Below are 21,576 nucleotides of genomic sequence, written 5' to 3' on the forward strand. Positions count from 1 at the left end.
TTCTTTTTGTTTGTGTGAATGCATTATTTCCTTATTAATATTTCATTTCAGGCGTATTGAGAAAAACTTTCAGGAAAATGTGAATATTAATTGACAAATGAATATCATTTCTTTAGTATAGGTTGGGACGGATACTCTCTTATCCCGAGCTGGCGGAGGGACAGGCCCGATGAAGCCCAGCAACCTCACTTGTATTGATAAATGCAGGTGAATAGGTGCTAAAACCTGTGCGAGGCTACAGGTCTCGAACGATAAGAGCGAAGGGCAAAAAGCAGTATGCAAGTAGCAAATTAAACCTTTCCTCTATGTAAAGTAGGAAAGGTTTTTCTGTATGCTTGTGTGGGAGAATAAATGTATGTCGCAGTTTGTGGCAAATTAAGGATGAGTTCCGTACAATATATACAATTACTGTAGGGAGGTTTACCACATGACAAAAAAACGTCATCTGTTCACATCTGAGTCTGTAACTGAAGGACATCCAGATAAAATTTGTGACCAAATTTCTGATTCAATTTTAGATGCGATCTTATCAAAAGACGCAAATGCACGTGTAGCTTGTGAAACAACTGTAACAACTGGTTTAGTATTGGTAGCGGGGGAAATTACGACTTCTACTTACGTAGATATTCCGAAAATCGTTCGTGAAACAATTCAAGGCATTGGTTACACACGCGCAAAATACGGATTCGATGCAGAAACTTGTGCTGTTTTAACATCTATCGATGAGCAGTCTGCTGACATCGCTATGGGTGTTGACCAAGCGCTAGAAGCACGCGAAGGTCAAATGACTGACGCTGAGATTGAGGCAATTGGTGCAGGAGACCAAGGTTTAATGTTTGGTTTTGCATGTAATGAAACACAAGAATTAATGCCACTTCCAATCTCGCTTGCTCACAAATTAGCTCGCCGTTTAACTGAAGTACGTAAAGATGATACATTATCATACTTACGTCCAGATGGAAAAACGCAAGTTACAGTTGAGTATGATGAAAATGGTAAACCAGTACGTGTTGATACTATCGTAATTTCTACACAACATCACCCAGATGTTACATGGGAAGAAATCGATCGCGACTTAAAAGAGCACGTAATTAAAGCTGTAGTACCAGCAGAATTAATGGATGGAGAAACGAAATTCTTCATTAATCCAACTGGCCGCTTCGTAATTGGTGGACCACAAGGTGATGCTGGTTTAACAGGACGTAAAATCATCGTTGATACTTACGGTGGATACGCTCGCCACGGTGGCGGTGCATTCTCTGGTAAAGATGCAACAAAAGTTGACCGTTCTGCAGCATATGCAGCTCGTTATGTTGCGAAAAACATCGTAGCAGCTGGTCTTGCTGAAAAAGCAGAAGTACAACTTGCATACGCAATCGGTGTAGCACAACCAGTATCAATTTCAGTTGATACATTCGGCACTGGTAAAGTATCTGAAGACGTACTAGTAGAACTAGTTCGTAACAACTTCGATCTTCGCCCGGCTGGTATTATTAAAATGTTAGACTTACGTCGCCCAATTTACAAACAAACAGCAGCTTACGGCCACTTCGGACGTACTGATGTAGATCTATCATGGGAACGTACAGACAAAGCTGCAGCTTTAAAAGAGCAAGCTGGTCTATAATATATGAAAAAAAGCTTTGCGCGGTGAGCGCAAAGCTTTTTTTATTTATAATTACGTTGGAATAAAGCGAAGAGTTCAATGTCATGCCAAGTGCCGTTGCGGAATATAGCTTCTTTACAAGTTCCTTCATGTTGAAAACCAAGTGATTTATATAATTTAACTGCTCTATCGTTAAAAGAAAATACTCGTAAAGAAAGGCGATGTAAATTTAATTCTAAAAATGCATAATCCAATAATAGGGTTAAAGCTTCCTGCCCATAACCTTGCCCCCAGTAATCCTTTTTACCAATATCAATAATGCATTCAGCGTTTCGATTATACGAATCAATATGAATTAAAGAAGTAATACCAATTGGAAGATGCGTAGCTTTTTCTTCAATGATATAGCTCTTAGAGTTCGAAGAATGAATAAATTGCCGGCAAAGTTTTTCTGTGTCTTGAAAGGAATATTTATCAAGAGTGAGTGTAGTTGAACTCATAACGTCTATATCATTATGCCATTTATAATATGTTAGAATATCATCTTCGGAAAACTTTCGTAACTGGATACGGTTGGATTCAAACAATGTAAACACCCCTTTTGTATTTACTGGTTTTTGTTCATTATCTCAACACACGAACTACAATAAATTTGTCCTTCTAATTCAATATACTTTTTCATACGTTTGTATTTCTGTTTTACATGATTTACAAAAGATTGATTTCTTTTTGAACATATGTGATCAACCTTTCATTTGACGTGCTTTACTTGCGCAAAAGGCACTACTTAGTAAAAATAGTGTCGCGAATATAATGCTTACTAATGTAGCGTATGGAATTGCGCCTTTTAAGGAAAAGCCGATAGTGATTGAAGCGATGGATAAGAGGATAAATGTTGTTGTTAATTTTTTATAAAGTTCCATACAATGTAGACCTCCAATTTATTTTTTAGTACAAGTTTTAAAATTGAATTCTATTATGTAGAAAATATAAAGAGTAGCTAAAGATGTGTAGTCTAGGAGTATAAGAAAGTACACTTTCCTTTTTGTGGGTTAGTATACTTATATTGTATCATGGTGCATGATTGGCTTCATACATAATTGTGTAAAGGTATGTATGATAAAATGAAGAAAAGTCTTTAAGAAAGGAAAGATAAAAAATGAGTGTAACTGAACATAAAAAACAAGCTCCAAAAGAAGTGCGTTGCAAGATTGTTACAATTTCCGATACACGTACGGAAGAAACAGATAAGAGCGGACAACTATTACATGAATTGTTAAAAGAAGCGGGACATAAAGTAACTTCTTATGAAATTGTAAAAGATGATAAAGAAAGTATTCAGCAAGCGGTGTTAGCTGGTTATCATAAGGAAGATGTAGATGTTGTATTAACAAACGGCGGTACTGGTATTACGAAACGTGATGTCACAATTGAAGCAGTATCAGCGTTATTAGATAAAGAAATTGTTGGATTTGGTGAGCTGTTCCGTATGATTAGTTATTTAGAAGATATCGGAAGCAGCGCAATGTTAAGTAGAGCGATTGGTGGTACAATTGGGCGCAAAGTAGTCTTCTCGATGCCAGGGTCTAGCGGAGCGGTTCGACTTGCGATGAATAAATTAATTTTACCGGAATTAGGCCATATTACATTTGAGCTGCATCGCCAATGAGTAAGTGTGCTGGAATTGTATTAGCGGGCGGTATGTCGAGTAGATTTGGTGAGCCGAAAGCGTTAGCAATTTGGAAGGGAACTACTTTTGTTGAGCATATTGTGAAAGTGATGGGAACTACTTTGCAAGACATTGTAGTAATTAGCCATACTGATATAAAAGAGCGAGTAGAGCAATTCGTACAAGTTCCTGTTATAGAAGATATCCCGCACTATAAAGGAAATGGACCGCTTGCGGGCATTGTATCAGGTATGGAATACATAGAAGCAGATTGGTACGCTATTATGCCTTGCGATGCACCAAACGTTTCGCATCAATGGTTTGCCATTTTACTAGAGCAAACGAGCAATGAATATGATGCGGTTGTACCTATTATTAATGGAAGAAAACAACCGCTACTTGCGGCGTATCATAACCGCGTGAAAGAAAAGATTTATGCTTTACTTCAGGAAGAAAAAAGAAGTATGGGCCAGCTTTTATCACTATGTAATGTGAAGTATGTTTCTGGAGAAGATGTACAGGCGAATGCGGATTGGTTTATAAATGTAAATACGAAAGAAGAATATGTGCAGGCTCAAAAAGACCTTTCAAATGAATGAAAGGTTTTTTGATATACAGAATTGGGGAACAATTGCTGTATAAAGGTATGTGAGTAAGTTGATTTTAAGGGGAATTCTTAAAATCATTATACAGTTTAAAATACTGTATAACCATATATTAATTTTTATGGGTTTTTATTACAAGTCTGTTTAGTTATGTTTATTTTTGATATAATTAATATAGAAATAAAACAATGTTTAACCTTATGTATCATTTATTAAACTAAAATTTATGACCATGTAATAAACTCCCTTCGTTTTTTTGAAGGGAGTTTTTCTATTTAAGCAAGCAACTCTGATGCGTTATGCTGCAGGACTTCTTCATAATGGTTAAGCAAACCGCGAAAGATCTCATCCCAGCTCTTTGATTTCGCAAAAGATGAAGCTGCTATTCCCATCTGCTCAAGTTTTTCTTCATTTTGTAATAAAAAATAAATGGATGATAGAAATGCATCTTCATTTTTAGGCGGACAAAGAACTCCCGTTTTTCCATCTGTAATAATATTTTTAACCCCGCCACTATTTGCACCAATGACAGGTGTACCGCATGCGAGTGATTCAAGTACGACATTTCCGAATGTTTCAGTAGCTGATGGAAACACCATTATGTTAGAACAAGCATATGCTTCAGCTAAATCTGTACTTTGTAAATAGCCAGTAAAAGTGATATTTGTTTTCGAAACAGCTTCACGTAAACTTGTTGCTAGAGGACCGTCTCCTGCGATGAGCCAATGAATATCGTTTCGAGTATGTGCTGTTTTAACGATAAGGTATTGCAGTGTATCAATATCTTTTTCAGGAGCAATTCGTCCAACATAGGAAAGGACATACTTCGCTGTAATATTATATTTTTTTCGGAATAGGTCTGTATTGTAAGCAGGATGAAAGAGTGTGCAATCTACACCACGTCCCCATATAGAGAGGGTCTGAAAGCCTTTGTTTTTTAATTGATGTAATGTTTCAAAGGAAGGTACAAAATTTTTTTGCATATGACTATGAAACCATTTTAAATAGTTCCACAGCATATTGGAGAGGAATTCGATTTTGTAATAACGTAAATAGGCATCGAAATCAGTATGATAAGAACCGACAACTGGGATGTTTAACTTTTTTGCATAATACAATCCACAAAGTCCCATGTTGAAAGGTGTGGCAATGTGAATAATGTCAGGTTTAAAGGAAAGTAGTTCCCGTTTAATGCGCGGAGTAGGAAAAGAAAAACGACATTCTGGATATAATATTGTTAACGGGATACTTCTCATCTTATTCACATTCGCTACAAAATTATCTTCAGCTGTATGCTGAGGGGCGAAAACAGAATAGGCGATCTGTTCTTTCTGAAAATATTGTGTTAATCGCTCTAACGTTTTCGCAACCCCGTTAACTTGTGGCGTAAAAGTATCGGTAAAAATGGCGACTCTCATCATATCACTCCTTTATGTGAAAAGTGGGATGAATTGATAAAAAGAGATGATGCCAGAACAAGTGCCAAGGCACATACCGACGAATACATCTGACGGATAGTGAAGGCCTAAATAAATACGTGAAATACCGACGCATAACGCTAACGGTAATAGGAAAGCAAGTAAGCTTGGATTATAGCAAATAAATGGAATGAAGACAGAGAAAACGGCTGTTGTATGACCAGACGGGAAAGAGTGGTCTTTTAATGGATGGACTGGATATTTTGCATCCTGAATTGTTAAATAAGGACGTTTTCGCGGATACCACCTTTTTAATATTTGCACAGGAATATGGCTAATTGCTAACGAAATAGCAGTTGCAATTGCAGCTTGATGCAAAGTTCCCTTTGCGAAAATTAAAAAGAAAAGTGTGAGTCCGATGGAGAAAGTCGCGCCACCGATATGAGTAATATTGCTGAAAAAGATATTTAATGTTTTTTGATCAAAGTAGCGGTTAATTCCTCTGAAAATGTAACATTCTATTTTATATAATCCACTGACCTTCATGAAAATTCTCCTCCCTCATCTACATATATATGGAGATATTAGCTTTTATTTTAATAAGATTTTGTTGAGGGAGTAATAATGTTTTGTAAAGAAAAAGTTAGATTTTATATAAAAAAAGCTGCCAATCTTATGGCAGCGGAAATTTACTTCTGTAATGATTTATAATATTGACCTTTTTCAACGTATTGCGTGCGAATACGCTCCATATCTTTACGGTCTTCTTCTGTTAATTCACGAATGACTTTCGCGGGACGACCGAAAGCTAACGTGTTCGGCGGAATTTTCTTTCCTTGTGAAACGAGGCTTCCAGCGCCGATAAAAGCTCCTTCGCCAATTTCAGCACCATCTAATATAATAGATCCCATTCCAATTAAAGCATCTTTCTTAATATGGCAACTATGTAAAATGACTTGATGCCCAATTGTTACGTCGTTTTCTAAAATAAGAGGATACTGCGGGCTTTGGTGAAGTGTACATTGGTCTTGTACATTTACTCGGTCTCCAATGATTGTCGGTGACACATCACCAAGGATGACTGTATTAAACCAAATACTTGATTCCTCGCCAACGGAAACATCGCCTGTAATCGTAACATAGTCAGCGATAAAAGCACTACTCGCAATTTTCGGTTTTTTTTCTTTGTAAGGATATATCATGTAAAGTCTTCCTTTCCTAGAGACTAGTTTTAGTGTATCAAATTATGAGAAAGAGTGAAATGGAGGAGAGCCGTATGTGGAATTATGAAGCGGAGGAAGCAAAGGCGGTCATTGTTATTGTGCACGGCGCAATGGAATATCACGGACGTTACGAAGCCGTTGCGGAAATGTGGAATCATATCGGCTACCACGTCGTGATGGGGGATCTTCCGTCACATGGAACGACTTCAAGAAATAGAGGACATATTGATTCATTTGATGAATACATAGAGGAAGTTAAATTATGGGTGAAAGAAGCAAGAAAGTATAGGTTACCTATTTTTCTATTCGGTCATAGTATGGGTGGTCTTATTGTCATTCGTATGATGCAAGAAACGAAGAGAGAAGATGTAGAAGGTATTATTTTGAGTTCGCCTTGTTTAGGGGTAGTGACTGGACCCTCTGCTCCGCTTCAATTTGCTTCAAGAATATTAAATGTTGTGGCTCCAAAATTGCAATTTGCAACGAATCTTACGGTGGAAATGTCAACACGTAACCATGAAGTGAGAGATGCAATGGAGAATGATTCTTTGTTCTTGCGTAAAGTATCAGTACGTTGGTATAGTGAATTGATTAAGTCTATCGAAATTGCTCATAAAAAAATAGATGATTTTCCAGATGTTCCGCTCTTGCTAATGCAAGCTTGTGAGGATAAACTTGTAGATAAAACACGTGTCCGCACTTGGTTTGATAATGTTAAAATAAGTGATAAGGCTTTTAAAGAATGGCCGAATTGTTATCACGAGCTATTAAATGAGTATGAGCGTGATGAAATTTTGAGTTATATTCAGTCATTTACTGAAATGCATGTCAATAATATAGTAAAAACAAACAAATAAATCATTATTTGTACATTTAATAGAGGAGATGAAGGAAGAAGTGAACGTACCGAGTAATCCCATAACGCTCATGGCGAAAGTATACCGTGATGTGTTTCCGGTTGTACACCATGAGCTAGCGATGTGGAAAGAGCGTGCCTACCATATTCCGAATGATGAGCTTCATAGTCAGGCAATCGCAAGTATTGAGCATAAAACGTTTCATTGTGAGGGCGGTGGCATTTTAGCTCTGCTAGCAAATGAACACCGAGAAGAATGTATTCGTTTTATCGTAGCGTATCAAACGATCAGCGACTATTTAGATAATTTATGTGATCGCAGTACATCACTTGATCCAAATGATTTTGCCGCACTGCATGAATCGATGTTAATGGCATTATCACCTGAAGTAGAAGGCGGCGGTAATTATTATCGTTATCGTGATGATCAAGATGATGGTGGTTATTTAGATGAACTTGTTGAAACATGCCAAGATGTTTTAAAGAAAACGAAGCACTATGACAAAATTGCTCCTATTCTGCATGAACTTGCTTGTTATTATTGTGATTTGCAAATTCATAAACACGTGAAATTAGAAGAAAGAGAGCCGCGCCTGAAAAATTGGTTTGAAGCACATAAAGAAAACTTACCAGAGATGAGTTGGTTTGAATTTTCAGCATGTGCCGGTTCTACGCTTGGAATCTTCTGTCTTGTCGCATATGCCTTTCATGATGAATTACATGATGAAGATATTGCGAAAATTAGACAAGGATACTTCCCTTACGTACAAGGGCTTCATATCTTACTTGATTATTTCATTGATCAAGAAGAAGACCGTATAGGCGGAGATTTGAATTTCTGTAGTTATTACGAAAACGAGCAAGCGATATTAGATCGGATGAAACATTTTGTAGAAGAAGCGGAGAAGAGCATTGGTGATTTGCCTCATGCGAAGTTTCATCGCCTTATAAGCCGAGGGTTACTTGGTATTTATTTATCAGATCAAAAAGTATCAGCACAAAAGAATATGCATAAAATGGCACGGCGCATTGTAAAGTACGGAGGCCTCACTTCACGATTCTTCTATTGGAACGGGAAGATGTACCGAAAGAAAACAGCGCAGTGATGAAGAAAACCACTCATGTAGAGTGGTTTTCTTTTCATTATGATTGTATTTTTGAAAATACATATATAAGAAGTTCAATCGCAAAAATCACTAATACAGATAATCCAAATAAAGGCATGACAGCGCCCAGTATAACCATCATGATAAAGAAAACGAATATACTGTTCTTATCTCTTTGTTTTGGAGGTGCTGCTAATTTTCCTTTCGGCTTTCTTGCTAACCACATTTTTACTCCGTAATAAATAAGAAGTAGTAGAGATAATGTTGTTAGTAAGCATAATATTTTATTTGGCCATCCAAATAAATGTCCTTCATGAAGCGGGATGCCGTAAGTGAACCATTGTGCAAGTAATCCATAATCACGATAGTCCGTTTTGGAAATAAGCTTTCCGCTATATTGATCAAAGTAAGCTGTTATCTCTTCATTTGGTGCAACATGCATACCTGTAATACCAGAACCGCTCGATTTCGAAACAGTGAATACACCTTTCGGATCAGCTGGTAGTGAGATAACGTATGGCTTCTTTATTTCAATTCCTTTTTGTAATTCATCGACAGAAATAGCTTTCGGTTCATTTGAATCCGATTCAGGAGGAGCTTCTTTTCTTGTTGCCCATGGCAATTCTTTTACCTTTGATTCAGGCGGCGCCATATACAATTTCGGATATCCGAGCGATTCATTCGACGACGCAATTTTATAAATTTGGTTACCCATAAATCCTGACCATGGCAATCCAGATGCGACTAGCAGAACGAGTGGAATTGTAAATATAATACCGATAATAGAATGACGTCGTTTTGCTTTTTCTCGCTTATTGGATACTGGTGTGTTTTTGAACTGTCGTATACTCATATACAAACCAGTTACAATTAAAAAGATTGTCCAGCACGCCGCAAGTTCTACAGTATAGTTGATGACAGTGCCACCAACTAAAAGAGAACTATGTAATTCCCGCATTATATTGGCAAACGTTTCACTTGCGTTTTGATCTCCGACAATTTGATTATTGCTATCTAAATATACATACTTTTGTTGCCCTGTATATTCATTTGTAATCGTAAGTCTTGTATTATAATCCCCATTAAACTCACTAATTTTCGCCACACTATAATGTGGATATTTTTTCTCGGTTAAGGAAATAGAATCAGACATCGAAATAGACTCTGTTTGGGCGCTCTTCCCAAAATATAAATCTTTATAGATGAAATCTTCAACTTCCTCCCGAAATAAATACCCAATTCCGCTCAGTGACAAAGTAATAAGAAGCGGCGTAATAAAAAGCCCAGCATAAAAATGCCAACGCCAAAAAATGTAATGAAGCGAACGATTTACTTTCATACTCTTAGTTCCCCTAACCTTCCCTATATGAATAACTACTTATTTAATATAGCGAGATTAAGTGTGATTACTTTGAAAGAATTGTGAAGAAAGTTAAAAGTTTGTGGGATTTTTATTAAACATAAAACACATTTTAGAAGGAGTGTTTTCTATGTTTATGAAGATCTCTTTATATTTGATAAGTACATCCTAACAACCGCTTTCGCAAGACATTGAGAGGAATCAACAAAATCCTCACTCGCCACCACATTCAAATCGGTACATGCGATAATTACCGTATCAACTTCCTCTCTCAATTGTAAAACGAGCGCATTCCACAATTCGCGAGCTTCTTCAATCTCTCCAGATTTAATGCAAGTAATAATTTGATTAATGCTTTCCTGCCATTTTTCATGATGAATGTATTCTATATTACGCTTTGTAATCCCATCTTGGTAAATCCTAGATTGAACAGTTGCTTCTGTTGCGAGAAGAGCGACTCTTTTTATATTTTCAGGAATTGCTTGTAACGTTTCATCGACTATATTTAAAATCGGGATAGAAAGAGAACGCTGTAATTCTTCAAAATAAAGATGCGCCGTATTGCACGGCATAGCGATAAAGCTTGCGCCAGTACTTTCAAGTTTTTGTGCTCCTTCAATAATCGCTTTTTTCATCGCTTCGTGATCAATAGGGCGATCCATGTAAAACGGTGTTGGGCATGAATAAATCATCATATGAGGAAAGTCCATATCATGCTTTGCTCCGTATATTGTTTGACACCCTGCTACAACTGTATCGACGAATGGTCCAGTTGATTTTGGCCCCATTCCTGCTAGTATTCCGATCATTGTGTCGTCTCCTTTAAGAATGTTTATATCCATTATATAGGAGAATAACAAAAAGACGTGCAATGAGTGCACGTCTTTTTTTGTTATGTTTTGTCGAATCGTCGATATATCCGAGAAATCGTTGATATATTGTAAGTTATGATAGATATATCGAAAAAATCGTTTATATATCCCGAGTTACGATAGATATAATTGAAAAATCGTTGATATATTACCCCGCATTAACGGGCAGTAAAACTCCCACCTTAAAATTCGCCTGGAGCAAAGATGTTAGGTGGGAGATAAACTGCCCATAAATGCCCGATTGGTTCAACTAATAATCAGTGGGGATTCCCCCCACTGATTAAAGTTTCACTTTATCGTTTCTCAATCGCCACAATAAATGGCGGATTATTTTGCTGGTTAATGAAGCCATATCGCAGTACGTGAGCTTGTTTTTGGTCTAGTTCTTCTGCAAATTTGAGAACAGCGTCGCGTTCTACTTGTCCTTCTGGGTGTCCGTGGTAAATGACGAGGACGATGATACCTTCAGGTGCCATTACTTCTAGTAATTGTTCAATTGCCGAAATTGTTGAGTTTGGTTTTGTAACGATATGCTTGTCACCGCCAGGAAGGTAACCTAAGTTGAAGATAGCGCCTGTTACTTTTCCTTTTGCGTCTTCTGGTAGTACGGATAGAAGTGTATCGTGACTATCGTGAACTAAAACAGTACGTTCAAAAAGTTCTTTTTCTTTTAGACGAGTTGTTGAGCTTTCAATCGCTTCTTTTTGAATATCAAATCCAAATACTTTTCCGCTATCCCCAACAATTTCAGCTAGGAAGCAAGTGTCATGACCATTTCCAAGTGTTGCATCTACAGCGTAGTCGCCTTCTTTAACAGCCGTTTGCAGCAGTGTGCGAGCAAACGGTAATACACGTTCTAATTTCATTGTTGTTTCTCCTCATTTGCATATTTTCCTTGCCAGCTTCCGCGGCGTACAAATTCTGCATCGATGGAATTTAATACTTCCCATTTATTTAAGCTCCACATTGGACCAATCATTAAATCAGGTGGGCCGTCACCTGTGATACGGTGCACAATTACGTCTTCTGGAATAATTTCAAGTTGGTCAACAACAAGACTTACGTAATCCTCAAGAGAAAGGAATTCGAGTTGTCCTTTTTCATATTGCTTCACCATTGGCGTTCCTTTTAATAAGTGAAGTAAGTGGATTTTAATTCCTTGTACATCAAGTTTCGCTACTTCACGAGCTGTTTCCATCATCATGTCGTAATCTTCAAGTGGAAGACCGTTAATAATATGAGAGCAAACTCTAATGCCGTGCTTACGTAATTTATTTACGCCTTCCACGTAAGACGGATAATCGTGAGCGCGATTAATAAGGTTTGCAGTGCGTTCATGAACGGTTTGTAGTCCAAGTTCAACCCAAAGATACGTACGTTTATTTAAGTCCGCTAAATATTCAACGACATCGTCTGGTAAACAATCTGGACGAGTTGCGATAGAAAGACCGACAACATCTTTTTCTGCTAGAAGCGGTTCGAATTTTTCTTTTAACACTTCAAGTGGTGCGTGTGTATTTGTGTACGCTTGGAAATAAGCGATACATTTTCCATCTTTCCACTTTGAGCGCATTTTTTCTTTCATTTCATGATATTGTGTTATAACATCATCGCGGCGATCACCAGCGAAGTCGCCAGATCCGGCAGCGCTGCAAAATGTACAACCACCGTAAGCAACTGTACCATCACGGTTCGGACAATCGAAGCCAGCATCTAATGAAACTTTAAAGATTTTTTCACCAAATTCATTTCGTAAATGGTAATTCCATGTATGATAACGTTTATTGTCGTTTGTATATGGAAAAGGGTTTTGAACCTTCATTATTTTCCCTCCTAAGCCGAGTCAAAATGAAACAAAATCCATTATAACATACTCATAAGGTAGAGATGGAAGGGACACACTAAAGGGGAATTGAAGCAAGGAGGGACAATTATGGCAGAGCGTCAATCACTTGAATCGTATATTACACAAGCGGAACAAGCGGTGGAATATGCAAAAGAACAATTAGAACAAGGCATGAGACAAGAGCATTACAATACGATGGAGTATTCAGATGCACAGTTACAATTAGAACAAGCGTATAACGATTTACAAACGATGCAACAACATGCGAATGATGAGCAACGTGAGCAATTAAATAGAGCACGTATGGCAATTCGCCAATTGCAACATCAAATGATTATTACACCGCACTAATAAGGAGTGAATGTAATGGCGAAACGTTCAGATCAAAATAACCCAGAGCAAAAAACACAAAATGGACATAACGCTGAGTTTTCGAATGAACTTGATCCCATTGTTCAAGTAAAACAGCGTAATAGTAAAAAAGGACAACCTCAAAAATCAAAACAATCAGAGTAAACCAGGTCGAAATATGACCTGGTTTTATTTTGCTATATGACAATAGTGTAAGATTTCTGTAAGGTTTGCCGATAGTTGTAATTGTCCTTTTCCAGTAGAGTAAGGGAGGATTAAATTTTGGACAAGGAGCTGCTTTATGGGGAACAATATTACAAACAAACGAATTGATGAGTTAGATTACATTCGTGGCTTCGCATTACTGGGGATTATTTTAGTAAATATTTTAGCACTACTTAATATTAAAACTCCAGATCCTAATACAGTAGATGCTAGCTATCAAAGGTTTCTATACTTATTTGTAGAAGGTCGTTTCTTCTCGATTTTCTCATTCTTATTTGGAGTGGGATTCTATATCTTCATTACAAGAGCGATTGCGAAAGGGAAAAATGGATATGTTCTATTTTTCCGCCGCGTAGTTGCATTATTTATTTTTGGTTTGATTCATTACATGTTTCAGCCTGGAGAAGCGTTAACGTTATATGCAATTTGCGGATTAATCGTTTTACCGTTTTATAAAGCGAAAAAACAAGCGAACTTAGTAATTGGTCTTATTTTGACAATAGCCTTTAGTGTAATGGGTGTTAAAGAACTATTACCACTTGGTTTAATTTTATTAGGTCTTGCTGCAGGACAATATCGTGTATTTGAAAATCTTTCAAAAAACATAAAGCAAGTCGCTATTTTTACAGGCATTATGTTTGTTTTAAGTGTGGCAGCTGTATGGTATCAATATGGACACGTGCCTGCTGGCCCATTTGTAAATATGATATTGATGAATGAAGATGGAACAATGGATGCTGCAAGCCAGTTTCTAAAAATTGGTATTACTGTTGGACCAATTATTTCAGCTTTCTATGTAGGAGCATTAATTTTATTACTTCAGTTAAAACCAGTTCAAACATTATTAGCACCATTGAAATACTACGGTCGTATGGCTTTAACAAATTATATCGGACAAACGGCAATGATTTTAATTGCTGGTAGTGTATTTAACTTTGCAGGTAACTTAACATACATGCAGACGCTATATGTATGTATCGCAATTTATGCAATTCAAATTGTGTTTAGTGTAATTTGGATGAAAATCTTTAAAATGGGTCCATTAGAATGGGTTTGGCGTGTTATTACGTACTGGACGGTAACACCTTTAAAGAAATAAAGTGAAACTTTAATCAGTGGGCTGTTCCTTTCGCGGAACAGCCTATTTTTATTGTCATCTTTTGTCGATAAGTCGATATATTTTGGTAATCGCTGATAAAAGTGTAAGAATCGCCGATATATTTGAAAAATCGCTGATAAAAGTGTAAGAACCGCTGATATATTTTAACAATCGCCGATATAATTTCATTTACCGATTTACTATGTCGAAATGTGAACTAGTATGAAAAGCCAACCTTACACGCATCCATTTTCTATCTTACAAAAGTGTAAGGTAATTGTAATGTTAACAAATAGCAGTTCACTTCTAAAAAGCGCAAAATAGGTAATGGAAAAACAAGCGTAGGAGGATATATATGACGAAACCAGTTGTAGACGTGAAAAACGTTCAAAAAGTGTACGGTAAAAAAGGTGAGAACCAATCACACGCGTTAAAGGGTGTTTCATTCTCAATTCAAGAGGGTGAGTTTGTTGGAATTATGGGACCATCTGGTTCCGGTAAAACGACATTATTAAATGTAATTTCAACGTTAGATAAGGCAACAGGTGGCGTTGTTGAAATTGCGGGAACGGATATTACAAAAATGAAGCAAGGTGAGCTTTCAGATTTCCGTTCGCAAAAATTAGGATTTATCTTCCAAGATTTTAACTTATTAGAGAACTTATCTATTTATGAAAACATTGCACTTCCACTTTCTCTTCAAGGTGTCGCATCACGTAATATTGGACCGAAAGTAGAAAAAGTAGCGGATATGTTAGGGATTACAGAAATACTTCAAAAGTATCCATCTGAAGTATCTGGTGGACAGAAACAACGTTCAGCAGCAGCGCGTGCTTTAGTGCATGAGCCGGCAATTATTTTAGGGGACGAGCCAACAGGAGCGCTTGATTCTAAAAATGCAACGAGTTTACTTGATGCGATGACAAACTTAAATAAAGATCAAGGCGTATCGATTATGATGGTTACGCATGATCCATATAGTGCAAGTTACTGTCAGCGTATTTTATTCATTCAAGATGGTGAGCTATATAAAGAAATTCATCGCGGTGGTACGCGTGAAGAGTTCTACAAAGAAATTTTAGATGTACTTGCAGATTTAGGTACACAAAAGGCGTAAGAAAGGAGGTTCCAGTATGTTATTTAAACTTTCCATGTCGGGGCTGAAAAGTAAGCTGAAAGATTATATCGTCTTACTTGTCGGTCTTGTCATGTCGATTTCAATTTTTTACATGTTCCAAACGTTAGCACTGAATAAAGCATTTTTAGAATCTAATTCAGTGATTAAATCTATTGGATTCGTATTCCAAGCAGGATCATTTTTATTAGCAATTATAACGTTCTTCTACATTTTATATGCAAACTCTTTCTTATTATCTCTTCGTCAAAAAGAGTTCGGTATGTATATGATGTTAGGTGCGAAAAAACATAAAGTTACATTACTTATGTTTATTGAAACAATCGTATTAGGTGCTGCGTCTCTTGCAATCGGGATTGCAGTTGGAGTAGGACTTGCAGAAGGTATTGGACAGTTATTAATGAAACAGCTTGAATTTGCTGGTGAAGGGTATAAAGCATTTTATCTACCATCTATGACTGTTACTTGCATCTTCTTCTTTGCACTATTTGTATTATCAGCAATTATGAACAGTATTAAATTGTCACGTATTTCTGTATTGCAACTAGTACATGCAGATGCACAAACAGAGCGTGTTGCAGTAAAAGGTAAAAAGACAGTTGTAGTGGCATTCCTTGCTGTTATTTTATTAGGTATAGGTTATGCATCTATGATCTATATGGAAAAACTAAAAGAGATGGGAATCCTTATTGCATTAATTACAACGACAGCTGGTACTTACATGCTATTTGGCTCACTTCTTCCAGTCATTATTAAAAAGTTAAAAAGTAATAAAAAGCGTAGTGAAAAAGGACTTAATGCTTTTACATTTGCACAATTAAACTTCCGAATTAATAGTTTAACAAAAGTACTTGCAACAGTGGCAATGTTAGTTGCACTTGGAGCTGGTGCAATTTCAGGTGGTATGGCATTTAAAAATAACGTTATAAAAATGGTAGATGGTTTAGTAATATATGATTCAGTAGTTCATAATCCAACAGCTGAAGAAAAGAAAATTTTAGATGGTATTACATTTAAAGAGAAAAGCGAATATCGTTACAAAGTTGATGATAAATACGTTTACTATGTAAAAGAAGATTTAGAGAAAAATCGTCCTTTCGTAAAAGATATGGCAAAGATGAAGTCTATGAAGGATTTAGTAAATACGAAAAAAGTTTCAGAGGAACTACCGGTAGGTGCAGTTTCTAGAGAGATGAATCAAAAAGATGCGAATACTAAAGAACTTTCAGCGGAATGGACAGATGCTTTTAGTACAATCCATCCATATTATTTATACAATGATCATGCAATTAAAATTGTAGATCAAAAAATGTATGATGGGATAAATGGTAAAGAAGGTATAGCATTTATCGGAAAAACAGATGATTTTTTAACATATAAAAAAGAATGGAAAAAACTTGACGAGTTGCAGCTAGATAAATATAAAAATGTAAAAGCTGAACAAATGGATAGTAAATATCAAGCATATAGTGGGTTCTATGGCATTGCGAGTGGAACAGTATTTATGGGATTCTTCCTTGGAATTGCGTTCTTAGCAATGATGGCAAGCTGTCTTATGTTTAAAATTCTTTCTGGTGCATCAAAAGATATTACGCGTTATCAAATGCTTCGTAAAATCGGTGTGCGCCGTGAGTTATTAACGAAATCGATTTATAAAGAGCTATTCTTAGTATTCTTATTCCCAGCAATTGTGGGTATCGCTCACGTATTAGTTGGTATGAATATTTTCGGATTTATTTTAATCGATCCGTACTTCCGTATTTGGATACCAATCGTAATTTTCGTAGTTATTTATGCGATTTATTACTTCATTACAGTTCAATTGTATAAAGGAATTGTTCTTCCGAAAGAAGATTAATAATAAAAACCGAGCAAAAACGCTCGGTTTTTATTATTTTCAGAAAAAACACTTTAATGTTACTGAAATGTATAATATAATGTAAGTAAGTAACGTAATATAAAAGTAGAAGTAGCTGTATAAGGAAAGGAGGAATCCAATCTGTAGAAAGAAGCTGAACTTTTATCCCCACATTTTTTTACCGCAACGTATTTATACAATCGTAAGTTTCCACATTGAAAGTTTTCAGAACCACCTGAGTATATTGTGAAAATAATGGATAACACATGGAAATCTCATAGCATGATAAGGTAAAATGGACAACATAATGAGAAAATTACCGTTCATAAGATGAGGAGAATACATGTATGGAAGTTGTAGAGGCATTAAAAGATATAAGCCAAATTGAGGCTATGAAAAAATATTTAAAAGAGCACTCCCAGCGAGATTATCTTTTATTTGTTATTGGAATTAACACAGGATTAAAAATTACAGAACTACTTAGCATGAAATTTGAAGATGTATTAAATGAAGACGGGACTGTTAAAGAGTTTTATGCTCTTCCTGTGAAAGATGAAAAATTTAAACAAGATATTTATTTAAATACAAAAGTAAAAGAAGCGCTTTTAGATTACGTACAATCTATTGGCGTTAAAAGAGAAAATTACGTATTCCAATCTAATAAAACGCCAAATTCAATTACGCGCCAACAAGCGTATCGTGTAATTCATAATGCTGCAGAAGCAGTTGGAGTTGTTGGTAAAATCGGAACGAATTCAATGCGAAAAACGTTCGGATTTCATGCGTACAAAAGAGGGATAGCGATTGCACTATTGCAAAAACATTTTCATCACGCGACTCCATCAGAGACACTAAAGTATTTAGGTATCTCAAAGGATGAGAGCTTTAAAACGGAGATTGATGTCGATTTATAAAAGCCGTAACTAAAAAATTAGGAGGCGGAAAATATGAATATTAGAGAGAGTGAACTGCCGGGTATTGGATGTAAGTTTGAAGTGATTACAAAAGGTAATGAAAAGATGGTTATCGTTATTCATGATGATGGCCGAAGAGAAATGTACCATTTTGATGCTGATCATGAAGAGAGTATTTCAAGCGTCTCTCTTCGTGATTCTGAAGCGAGACAAATTGCAGCTATATTGGGCGGAATGGTATATAGGCCACAAGCTTTAGATACGATTGAAATGGCTTTTGAGGGATTATCAATTGAGTGGTTTAAGGTGGAAAATAATGCACCAGTTGTACAAAAAACAATTGGTAGTTTACATGTTCGAAACACATATAACGTAACGATTATTGCCATTTTGAAAAAGAATATGAAGAAGTTCTTTAATCCAGGCCCAGATTCTATCATTGAAGCTGGCGATATGCTCGTATTATCAGGTGAAAGACATGAAGTGAAAAGAATTATTAATGAGTTGCTTTCAGTAGGAGGGGATTCATAATCGATGGATACTTTAATCTTTGAAGTTGGAACTGCGTTAGTATTAGTCGCTTTTGCAGCTATTCTCGCTGCAAAGTTAAAGTTCTCGATTATTCCGTTTCTTATTATACTCGGTATGCTAGTGGGGCCTCATGCCCCAGATTTAGGGCTTATCGATTTAAGATTTATTGAAAGTGGAGAAGTTATTTCCTTCCTCGGCCGTGTTGGCGTCATATTCCTCCTATTTTACTTAGGTTTAGAATTCTCAATTAAAAAATTAATTAAATCAGGAAAATCAATTGCTTTTGGGGGAACTGTTCATATATCGCTTAATTTTATATTAGGTTTACTTTACGGATATATAATGGGTTTCCCCTTATTAGAAACATTAATTATTGCTGGGATCATAACAATTTCATCGAGTGCAATTGTTGCGAAAGTAATTGTTGATTTAAGAAGATCTGGTAATAAAGAGACGGAGCTAATTTTAGGAATCATTATGTTTGATGATATTTTTTTAGCGGTATATTTATCAGTCGTTTCAGGATTAGTACTTGGAGGGGCAACATCATTTGTAGGTGCTCTTACATCTATTTTAATCGCAGTAGGTTATATGCTACTATTCTTTGTAGTTGCTAGAAAAGCTACACGGTTTTTAAATAAAATGTTAGATATTTCGTCCAATGAAATTTTTATTATTGTAATATTCGCTATTTTGTTCTTTGTAGCAGGATTTTCAGAAACGATTCATGTTGCAGAGGCAATTGGAGCATTATTACTAGGACTCGTTTTTTCTGAAACAGAGCATAGTGATCGAATTGAACAGCTTGTCGTTCCGTTTCGTGATTTCTTTGGAGCTATATTCTTTTTCAGCTTCGGTTTAAGTATAGACCCATTTTCACTTGGCGGAGCAGTGTGGTTGGCATTAGGAGCAGTTTTCATTACTCTTATCGGTAATTTTACTGCTGGAATGGTTGCGGGGCGTAAAGCTGGGTTATCGCATAAGGCTTCTACGAATATCGGTTTAACACTTGTATCACGCGGAGAATTTTCTATTATCGTCGCGAATATTGGAATTGCGGGTGGCTTAATGGCAGCGATTAAACCGTTCTCAGCTTTGTATGTTTTAATATTAGCATCGTTAGGACCTTTGTTAACGAAAGAATCTGGGAGAATATACTCGCTACTAGATAAGGTGTTTAAATGGAGTGCTAAAGAACGTGTGAAGCGAGAAAAGGAAGTTGGATAGTACAAATAAGGGTAGACTGCATGAAAATTTCATGCAGTCTACCCTTTTATATATTGTTACTGTTGTCGTTTTTTGTCGGTAAGTCGATATATTTTAATAATCGCTGATATATTTGTAGTTGCGCCGATATATTCTGATAATCGCTGATATAATCCAAGAAGCAACCAATATAAATTCATTTACCGACGAACTATTATCTGAATTTCATCAACTATTAATCAGTTGCCTTCCTATTTAAAAACGACTACAATTTTACTGTTATATATATGAACGAAAAAAATAGAATAGGAGGGGAAGCTATGCCAAGGAAAGTATGGCTATTAGTAGCTGGGATGATTATTAATGTCACGGGTGCTTCTTTTTTATGGCCTTTTAATACAATTTATTTACATGATCACTTGGGAAAATCTTTATCTGTGGCCGGAATGGTATTAATGATCAACTCGCTTACTGGTGTAATCGGAAACTTGCTCGGCGGTGTTTTATTTGATAAATGGGGCGGTTATAAATCAACTTTAGTAGGGATAGTGATTACACTTGTATCAATTTTAGGTCTTGTGTTCTTCCACGGTTGGCCGTTATATGTTGTATGGCTAGCGTTAATCGGCTTCGGTTCTGGAATGGTCTTCCCATCGATGTATGCGATGGTTGGTACGGTTTGGCCAGAAGGCGGAAGACGGGCATTTAATGCGATGTACGTTGGACAAAATGTTGGTATTGCGATTGGAACAGCATGTGGTGGATTAGTTGCATCGTATCGTTTTGATTATATTTTCTTAGCGAACTTTATTTTATACTTTGTTTTCTTCTTAATTGCTTTTATTGGATTTCGTGGTATGGAAGACAAGAAGGAGCCAGGAGTACAAAAAGAAGTGGAAATGAAAAAAGGTTGGTCACTTACACCTGGATTTAAAGCACTTCTTATCGTGTGTGTAGCATATGCTTTATGCTGGGTTACATACGTACAGTGGCAAGGAGCGATTGCAACACATATGCAAGAATTGAATATTAGCCTTCGTCACTATAGTTTATTATGGACGATAAACGGAGCAATGATTGTTTGTGCACAGCCACTTGTTAGTATGCTAATTCGCTGGATGAAGCGTTCTTTAAAACAGCAAATTATGATTGGAATCTTCATTTTTGCAGCTTCATTCATTGTGTTAAGTCAAGCGCAACAATTTACGATGTTCCTCGTTGCGATGGTAACATTAACAATAGGTGAGTTATTTGTATGGCCTGCGGTTCCAACGATTGCAAATATACTTGCACCAAAAGATAAATTAGGGTTTTATCAAGGGGTTGTAAATAGTGCGGCGACTGTAGGGAAAATGTTCGGGCCGGTCGTTGGCGGAGCAATTGTGGATTTATACAATATGGAAGTATTGTTTATAGCAATCATGGTAATGCTTGTAGTAGCGCTTATAGCAACGAGCATTTATGATAAACGAGTAAAAGTAGAAGAAACAGTTGAAGAAAAAATTGCAGTTTAGTTTGACGGAACATGTAACATGTTTTAGAATATATTTAAATAAAACAACCTTTAGAACAAGGGAGATAGCTCGGCTGTCTTAAGATGAATTCGTTAGTTATTAAGAGTAACGATTAACCGAGAAGTCCTCGCTTTAAGTAAGCTCTTAAGAGATACTAGGTGAAGGATAGTTCACGTAACTTA

The 21,576-nt window shown here is 36.4% G+C and carries 23 protein-coding genes and 1 riboswitch; of the genes, 14 read left to right on the forward strand and 9 right to left on the reverse strand.

Translation table 11 applies throughout. The features are described from left to right. Positions 1–136: 136 nt before the first annotated feature. Positions 137–258, forward strand: a riboswitch (SAM riboswitch). 169 nt (positions 259–427) lie between these two features. Beyond that, complete coding sequence (gene metK, locus AB6801_RS06610; RefSeq protein WP_000163123.1) at positions 428–1,627, forward strand: methionine adenosyltransferase; 1,200 nt, start codon at positions 428–430, stop codon at positions 1,625–1,627. Between the two features lie 41 nt (positions 1,628–1,668). Here the strand turns inward: metK and AB6801_RS06615 are convergent, their stop codons facing one another. Both AB6801_RS06615 and AB6801_RS06620 read right to left on the reverse strand, forming a co-directional pair. Beyond that, the gene (locus AB6801_RS06615) at positions 1,669–2,193 is read right to left on the reverse strand and encodes a GNAT family N-acetyltransferase (protein WP_000464120.1); all 525 of its coding nucleotides are present in this window, start codon (positions 2,191–2,193) and stop codon (positions 1,669–1,671) included. Between the two features lie 156 nt (positions 2,194–2,349). After that, positions 2,350–2,529 (reverse strand): hypothetical protein, encoded by a 180-nt coding sequence (locus AB6801_RS06620; RefSeq protein WP_097999334.1) that lies wholly within the window; start codon positions 2,527–2,529, stop codon positions 2,350–2,352. A gap of 236 nt (positions 2,530–2,765) precedes the next feature. Between AB6801_RS06620 and AB6801_RS06625 the strand changes: the two genes are divergently transcribed. Both AB6801_RS06625 and AB6801_RS06630 read left to right on the forward strand, forming a co-directional pair. Further along, complete coding sequence (locus AB6801_RS06625; RefSeq protein ID WP_000117124.1) at positions 2,766–3,275, forward strand: MogA/MoaB family molybdenum cofactor biosynthesis protein; 510 nt, start codon at positions 2,766–2,768, stop codon at positions 3,273–3,275. Then, positions 3,272–3,874: a molybdenum cofactor guanylyltransferase gene (locus AB6801_RS06630; protein WP_000030834.1), complete on the forward strand. Its 603-nt coding sequence runs from the start codon at positions 3,272–3,274 to the stop codon at positions 3,872–3,874. Before AB6801_RS06625 ends, AB6801_RS06630 begins: the two co-directional genes overlap by 4 nt. A 281-nt stretch (positions 3,875–4,155) precedes the next feature. On the opposite strand, the gene AB6801_RS06635 is transcribed toward AB6801_RS06630, so the two are convergent. From AB6801_RS06635 to AB6801_RS06645, 3 genes are all read right to left on the reverse strand, one after another. Then, positions 4,156–5,298: a glycosyltransferase family 4 protein gene (locus tag AB6801_RS06635; protein ID WP_097999335.1), complete on the reverse strand. Its 1,143-nt coding sequence runs from the start codon at positions 5,296–5,298 to the stop codon at positions 4,156–4,158. Positions 5,299–5,310: 12 nt separating this feature from the next. After that, complete coding sequence (locus AB6801_RS06640; RefSeq protein WP_000868595.1) at positions 5,311–5,844, reverse strand: phosphatase PAP2 family protein; 534 nt, start codon at positions 5,842–5,844, stop codon at positions 5,311–5,313. Positions 5,845–5,987: 143 nt separating this feature from the next. Beyond that, positions 5,988–6,500 (reverse strand): gamma carbonic anhydrase, encoded by a 513-nt coding sequence (locus AB6801_RS06645; protein ID WP_097999336.1) that lies wholly within the window; start codon positions 6,498–6,500, stop codon positions 5,988–5,990. Positions 6,501–6,574: 74 nt separating this feature from the next. On the opposite strand from AB6801_RS06645, the gene AB6801_RS06650 reads away from it, so the two are divergent. After that, positions 6,575–7,378 (forward strand): alpha/beta hydrolase, encoded by an 804-nt coding sequence (locus AB6801_RS06650; protein WP_000267424.1) that lies wholly within the window; start codon positions 6,575–6,577, stop codon positions 7,376–7,378. Positions 7,379–7,418: 40 nt separating this feature from the next. Continuing rightward, positions 7,419–8,483 carry a tetraprenyl-beta-curcumene synthase family protein gene (locus tag AB6801_RS06655; protein ID WP_141530631.1) on the forward strand — a complete coding sequence of 355 codons (1,065 nt, stop codon included), beginning with the start codon at positions 7,419–7,421 and terminating at the stop codon, positions 8,481–8,483. Between the two features lie 37 nt (positions 8,484–8,520). Here the strand turns inward: AB6801_RS06655 and AB6801_RS06660 are convergent, their stop codons facing one another. The 4 genes from AB6801_RS06660 to mnmL form a co-directional block, all read right to left on the reverse strand. Further along, entirely contained in the window at positions 8,521–9,822 is a 1,302-nt protein-coding gene (locus AB6801_RS06660) for a PepSY-associated TM helix domain-containing protein (RefSeq protein WP_061654613.1), read from the reverse strand. Positions 9,823–9,977: 155 nt separating this feature from the next. Then, positions 9,978–10,652: an aspartate/glutamate racemase family protein gene (locus tag AB6801_RS06665; RefSeq protein WP_061654612.1), complete on the reverse strand. Its 675-nt coding sequence runs from the start codon at positions 10,650–10,652 to the stop codon at positions 9,978–9,980. A 356-nt stretch (positions 10,653–11,008) separates the two neighbouring features. Further along, the gene (gene mnmM / locus AB6801_RS06670) at positions 11,009–11,581 is read right to left on the reverse strand and encodes a tRNA 5-(aminomethyl)-2-thiouridylate-methyltransferase MnmM (RefSeq protein ID WP_000764497.1); all 573 of its coding nucleotides are present in this window, start codon (positions 11,579–11,581) and stop codon (positions 11,009–11,011) included. After that, positions 11,578–12,537 carry a tRNA modification radical SAM protein MnmL/YtqA gene (gene mnmL / locus AB6801_RS06675; protein WP_000868034.1) on the reverse strand — a complete coding sequence of 320 codons (960 nt, stop codon included), beginning with the start codon at positions 12,535–12,537 and terminating at the stop codon, positions 11,578–11,580. Before mnmL ends, mnmM begins: the two co-directional genes overlap by 4 nt. 111 nt (positions 12,538–12,648) lie before the next feature. On the opposite strand from mnmL, the gene AB6801_RS06680 reads away from it, so the two are divergent. The 9 genes from AB6801_RS06680 to AB6801_RS06720 all read left to right on the forward strand — a co-directional run bounded on the left by AB6801_RS06680 (position 12,649) and on the right by AB6801_RS06720 (position 21,394). Continuing rightward, positions 12,649–12,912 carry a YtzC family protein gene (locus AB6801_RS06680; RefSeq protein ID WP_000840871.1) on the forward strand — a complete coding sequence of 88 codons (264 nt, stop codon included), beginning with the start codon at positions 12,649–12,651 and terminating at the stop codon, positions 12,910–12,912. Between the two features lie 15 nt (positions 12,913–12,927). Next, entirely contained in the window at positions 12,928–13,077 is a 150-nt protein-coding gene (locus tag AB6801_RS06685) for a hypothetical protein (protein ID WP_001129340.1), read from the forward strand. Between the two features lie 136 nt (positions 13,078–13,213). Then, positions 13,214–14,236, forward strand: coding sequence for a DUF418 domain-containing protein (locus AB6801_RS06690; RefSeq protein WP_000527734.1), 1,023 nt, complete (start codon positions 13,214–13,216; stop codon positions 14,234–14,236). Positions 14,237–14,591: 355 nt separating this feature from the next. After that, on the forward strand, positions 14,592–15,353 hold the full coding sequence (locus tag AB6801_RS06695; protein ID WP_000165837.1) for an ABC transporter ATP-binding protein: 762 nt from the start codon (positions 14,592–14,594) through the stop codon (positions 15,351–15,353). 16 nt (positions 15,354–15,369) lie between these two features. Further along, positions 15,370–17,229, forward strand: coding sequence for an FtsX-like permease family protein (locus AB6801_RS06700; RefSeq protein WP_000897799.1), 1,860 nt, complete (start codon positions 15,370–15,372; stop codon positions 17,227–17,229). 347 nt (positions 17,230–17,576) lie between these two features. Then, the gene (locus AB6801_RS06705; RefSeq protein ID WP_000454205.1) at positions 17,577–18,143 is read left to right on the forward strand and encodes a tyrosine-type recombinase/integrase; all 567 of its coding nucleotides are present in this window, start codon (positions 17,577–17,579) and stop codon (positions 18,141–18,143) included. 33 nt (positions 18,144–18,176) lie between these two features. Then, positions 18,177–18,674, forward strand: a complete 498-nt coding sequence (locus tag AB6801_RS06710; RefSeq protein WP_001026053.1) for a cation:proton antiporter regulatory subunit — start codon at positions 18,177–18,179, stop codon at positions 18,672–18,674. Positions 18,675–18,677: 3 nt separating this feature from the next. Then, a complete protein-coding gene (locus AB6801_RS06715; protein ID WP_000380174.1) occupies positions 18,678–19,901 on the forward strand; it encodes a cation:proton antiporter in 1,224 nt (407 codons plus the stop codon). A gap of 299 nt (positions 19,902–20,200) precedes the next feature. Then, positions 20,201–21,394, forward strand: coding sequence for an MDR family MFS transporter (locus AB6801_RS06720; protein ID WP_001137554.1), 1,194 nt, complete (start codon positions 20,201–20,203; stop codon positions 21,392–21,394). Positions 21,395–21,576: the final 182 nt, after the last annotated feature.

The sequence above is a fragment of the Bacillus sp. RCC_6_1 genome, assembly GCF_041360755.1.
In the GTDB taxonomy this organism is placed as follows: Bacteria; Bacillota; Bacilli; order Bacillales; family Bacillaceae_G; genus Bacillus_A; species Bacillus_A cereus.

Excerpts from the sequence above, each read along its gene's own strand:
- metK (WP_000163123.1), top strand. The coding sequence starts at position 428 with ATGACAAAAAAACGTCATCTGTTCACATCTGAGTCTGTAACTGAAGGA.
- AB6801_RS06620 (WP_097999334.1), bottom strand. The coding sequence starts at position 2,529 with ATGGAACTTTATAAAAAATTAACAACAACATTTATCCTCTTATCCATC.
- AB6801_RS06625 (WP_000117124.1), top strand. The coding sequence starts at position 2,766 with ATGAGTGTAACTGAACATAAAAAACAAGCTCCAAAAGAAGTGCGTTGC.
- AB6801_RS06630 (WP_000030834.1), top strand. The coding sequence starts at position 3,272 with ATGAGTAAGTGTGCTGGAATTGTATTAGCGGGCGGTATGTCGAGTAGA.
- AB6801_RS06635 (WP_097999335.1), bottom strand. The coding sequence starts at position 5,298 with ATGAGAGTCGCCATTTTTACCGATACTTTTACGCCACAAGTTAACGGG.
- AB6801_RS06640 (WP_000868595.1), bottom strand. The coding sequence starts at position 5,844 with ATGAAGGTCAGTGGATTATATAAAATAGAATGTTACATTTTCAGAGGA.
- AB6801_RS06645 (WP_097999336.1), bottom strand. The coding sequence starts at position 6,500 with ATGATATATCCTTACAAAGAAAAAAAACCGAAAATTGCGAGTAGTGCT.
- AB6801_RS06650 (WP_000267424.1), top strand. The coding sequence starts at position 6,575 with ATGTGGAATTATGAAGCGGAGGAAGCAAAGGCGGTCATTGTTATTGTG.
- AB6801_RS06660 (WP_061654613.1), bottom strand. The coding sequence starts at position 9,822 with ATGAAAGTAAATCGTTCGCTTCATTACATTTTTTGGCGTTGGCATTTT.
- AB6801_RS06665 (WP_061654612.1), bottom strand. The coding sequence starts at position 10,652 with ATGATCGGAATACTAGCAGGAATGGGGCCAAAATCAACTGGACCATTC.
- mnmM (WP_000764497.1), bottom strand. The coding sequence starts at position 11,581 with ATGAAATTAGAACGTGTATTACCGTTTGCTCGCACACTGCTGCAAACG.
- mnmL (WP_000868034.1), bottom strand. The coding sequence starts at position 12,537 with ATGAAGGTTCAAAACCCTTTTCCATATACAAACGACAATAAACGTTAT.
- AB6801_RS06680 (WP_000840871.1), top strand. The coding sequence starts at position 12,649 with ATGGCAGAGCGTCAATCACTTGAATCGTATATTACACAAGCGGAACAA.
- AB6801_RS06685 (WP_001129340.1), top strand. The coding sequence starts at position 12,928 with ATGGCGAAACGTTCAGATCAAAATAACCCAGAGCAAAAAACACAAAAT.
- AB6801_RS06690 (WP_000527734.1), top strand. The coding sequence starts at position 13,214 with ATGGGGAACAATATTACAAACAAACGAATTGATGAGTTAGATTACATT.
- AB6801_RS06695 (WP_000165837.1), top strand. The coding sequence starts at position 14,592 with ATGACGAAACCAGTTGTAGACGTGAAAAACGTTCAAAAAGTGTACGGT.
- AB6801_RS06700 (WP_000897799.1), top strand. The coding sequence starts at position 15,370 with ATGTTATTTAAACTTTCCATGTCGGGGCTGAAAAGTAAGCTGAAAGAT.
- AB6801_RS06705 (WP_000454205.1), top strand. The coding sequence starts at position 17,577 with ATGGAAGTTGTAGAGGCATTAAAAGATATAAGCCAAATTGAGGCTATG.
- AB6801_RS06710 (WP_001026053.1), top strand. The coding sequence starts at position 18,177 with ATGAATATTAGAGAGAGTGAACTGCCGGGTATTGGATGTAAGTTTGAA.
- AB6801_RS06715 (WP_000380174.1), top strand. The coding sequence starts at position 18,678 with ATGGATACTTTAATCTTTGAAGTTGGAACTGCGTTAGTATTAGTCGCT.
- AB6801_RS06720 (WP_001137554.1), top strand. The coding sequence starts at position 20,201 with ATGCCAAGGAAAGTATGGCTATTAGTAGCTGGGATGATTATTAATGTC.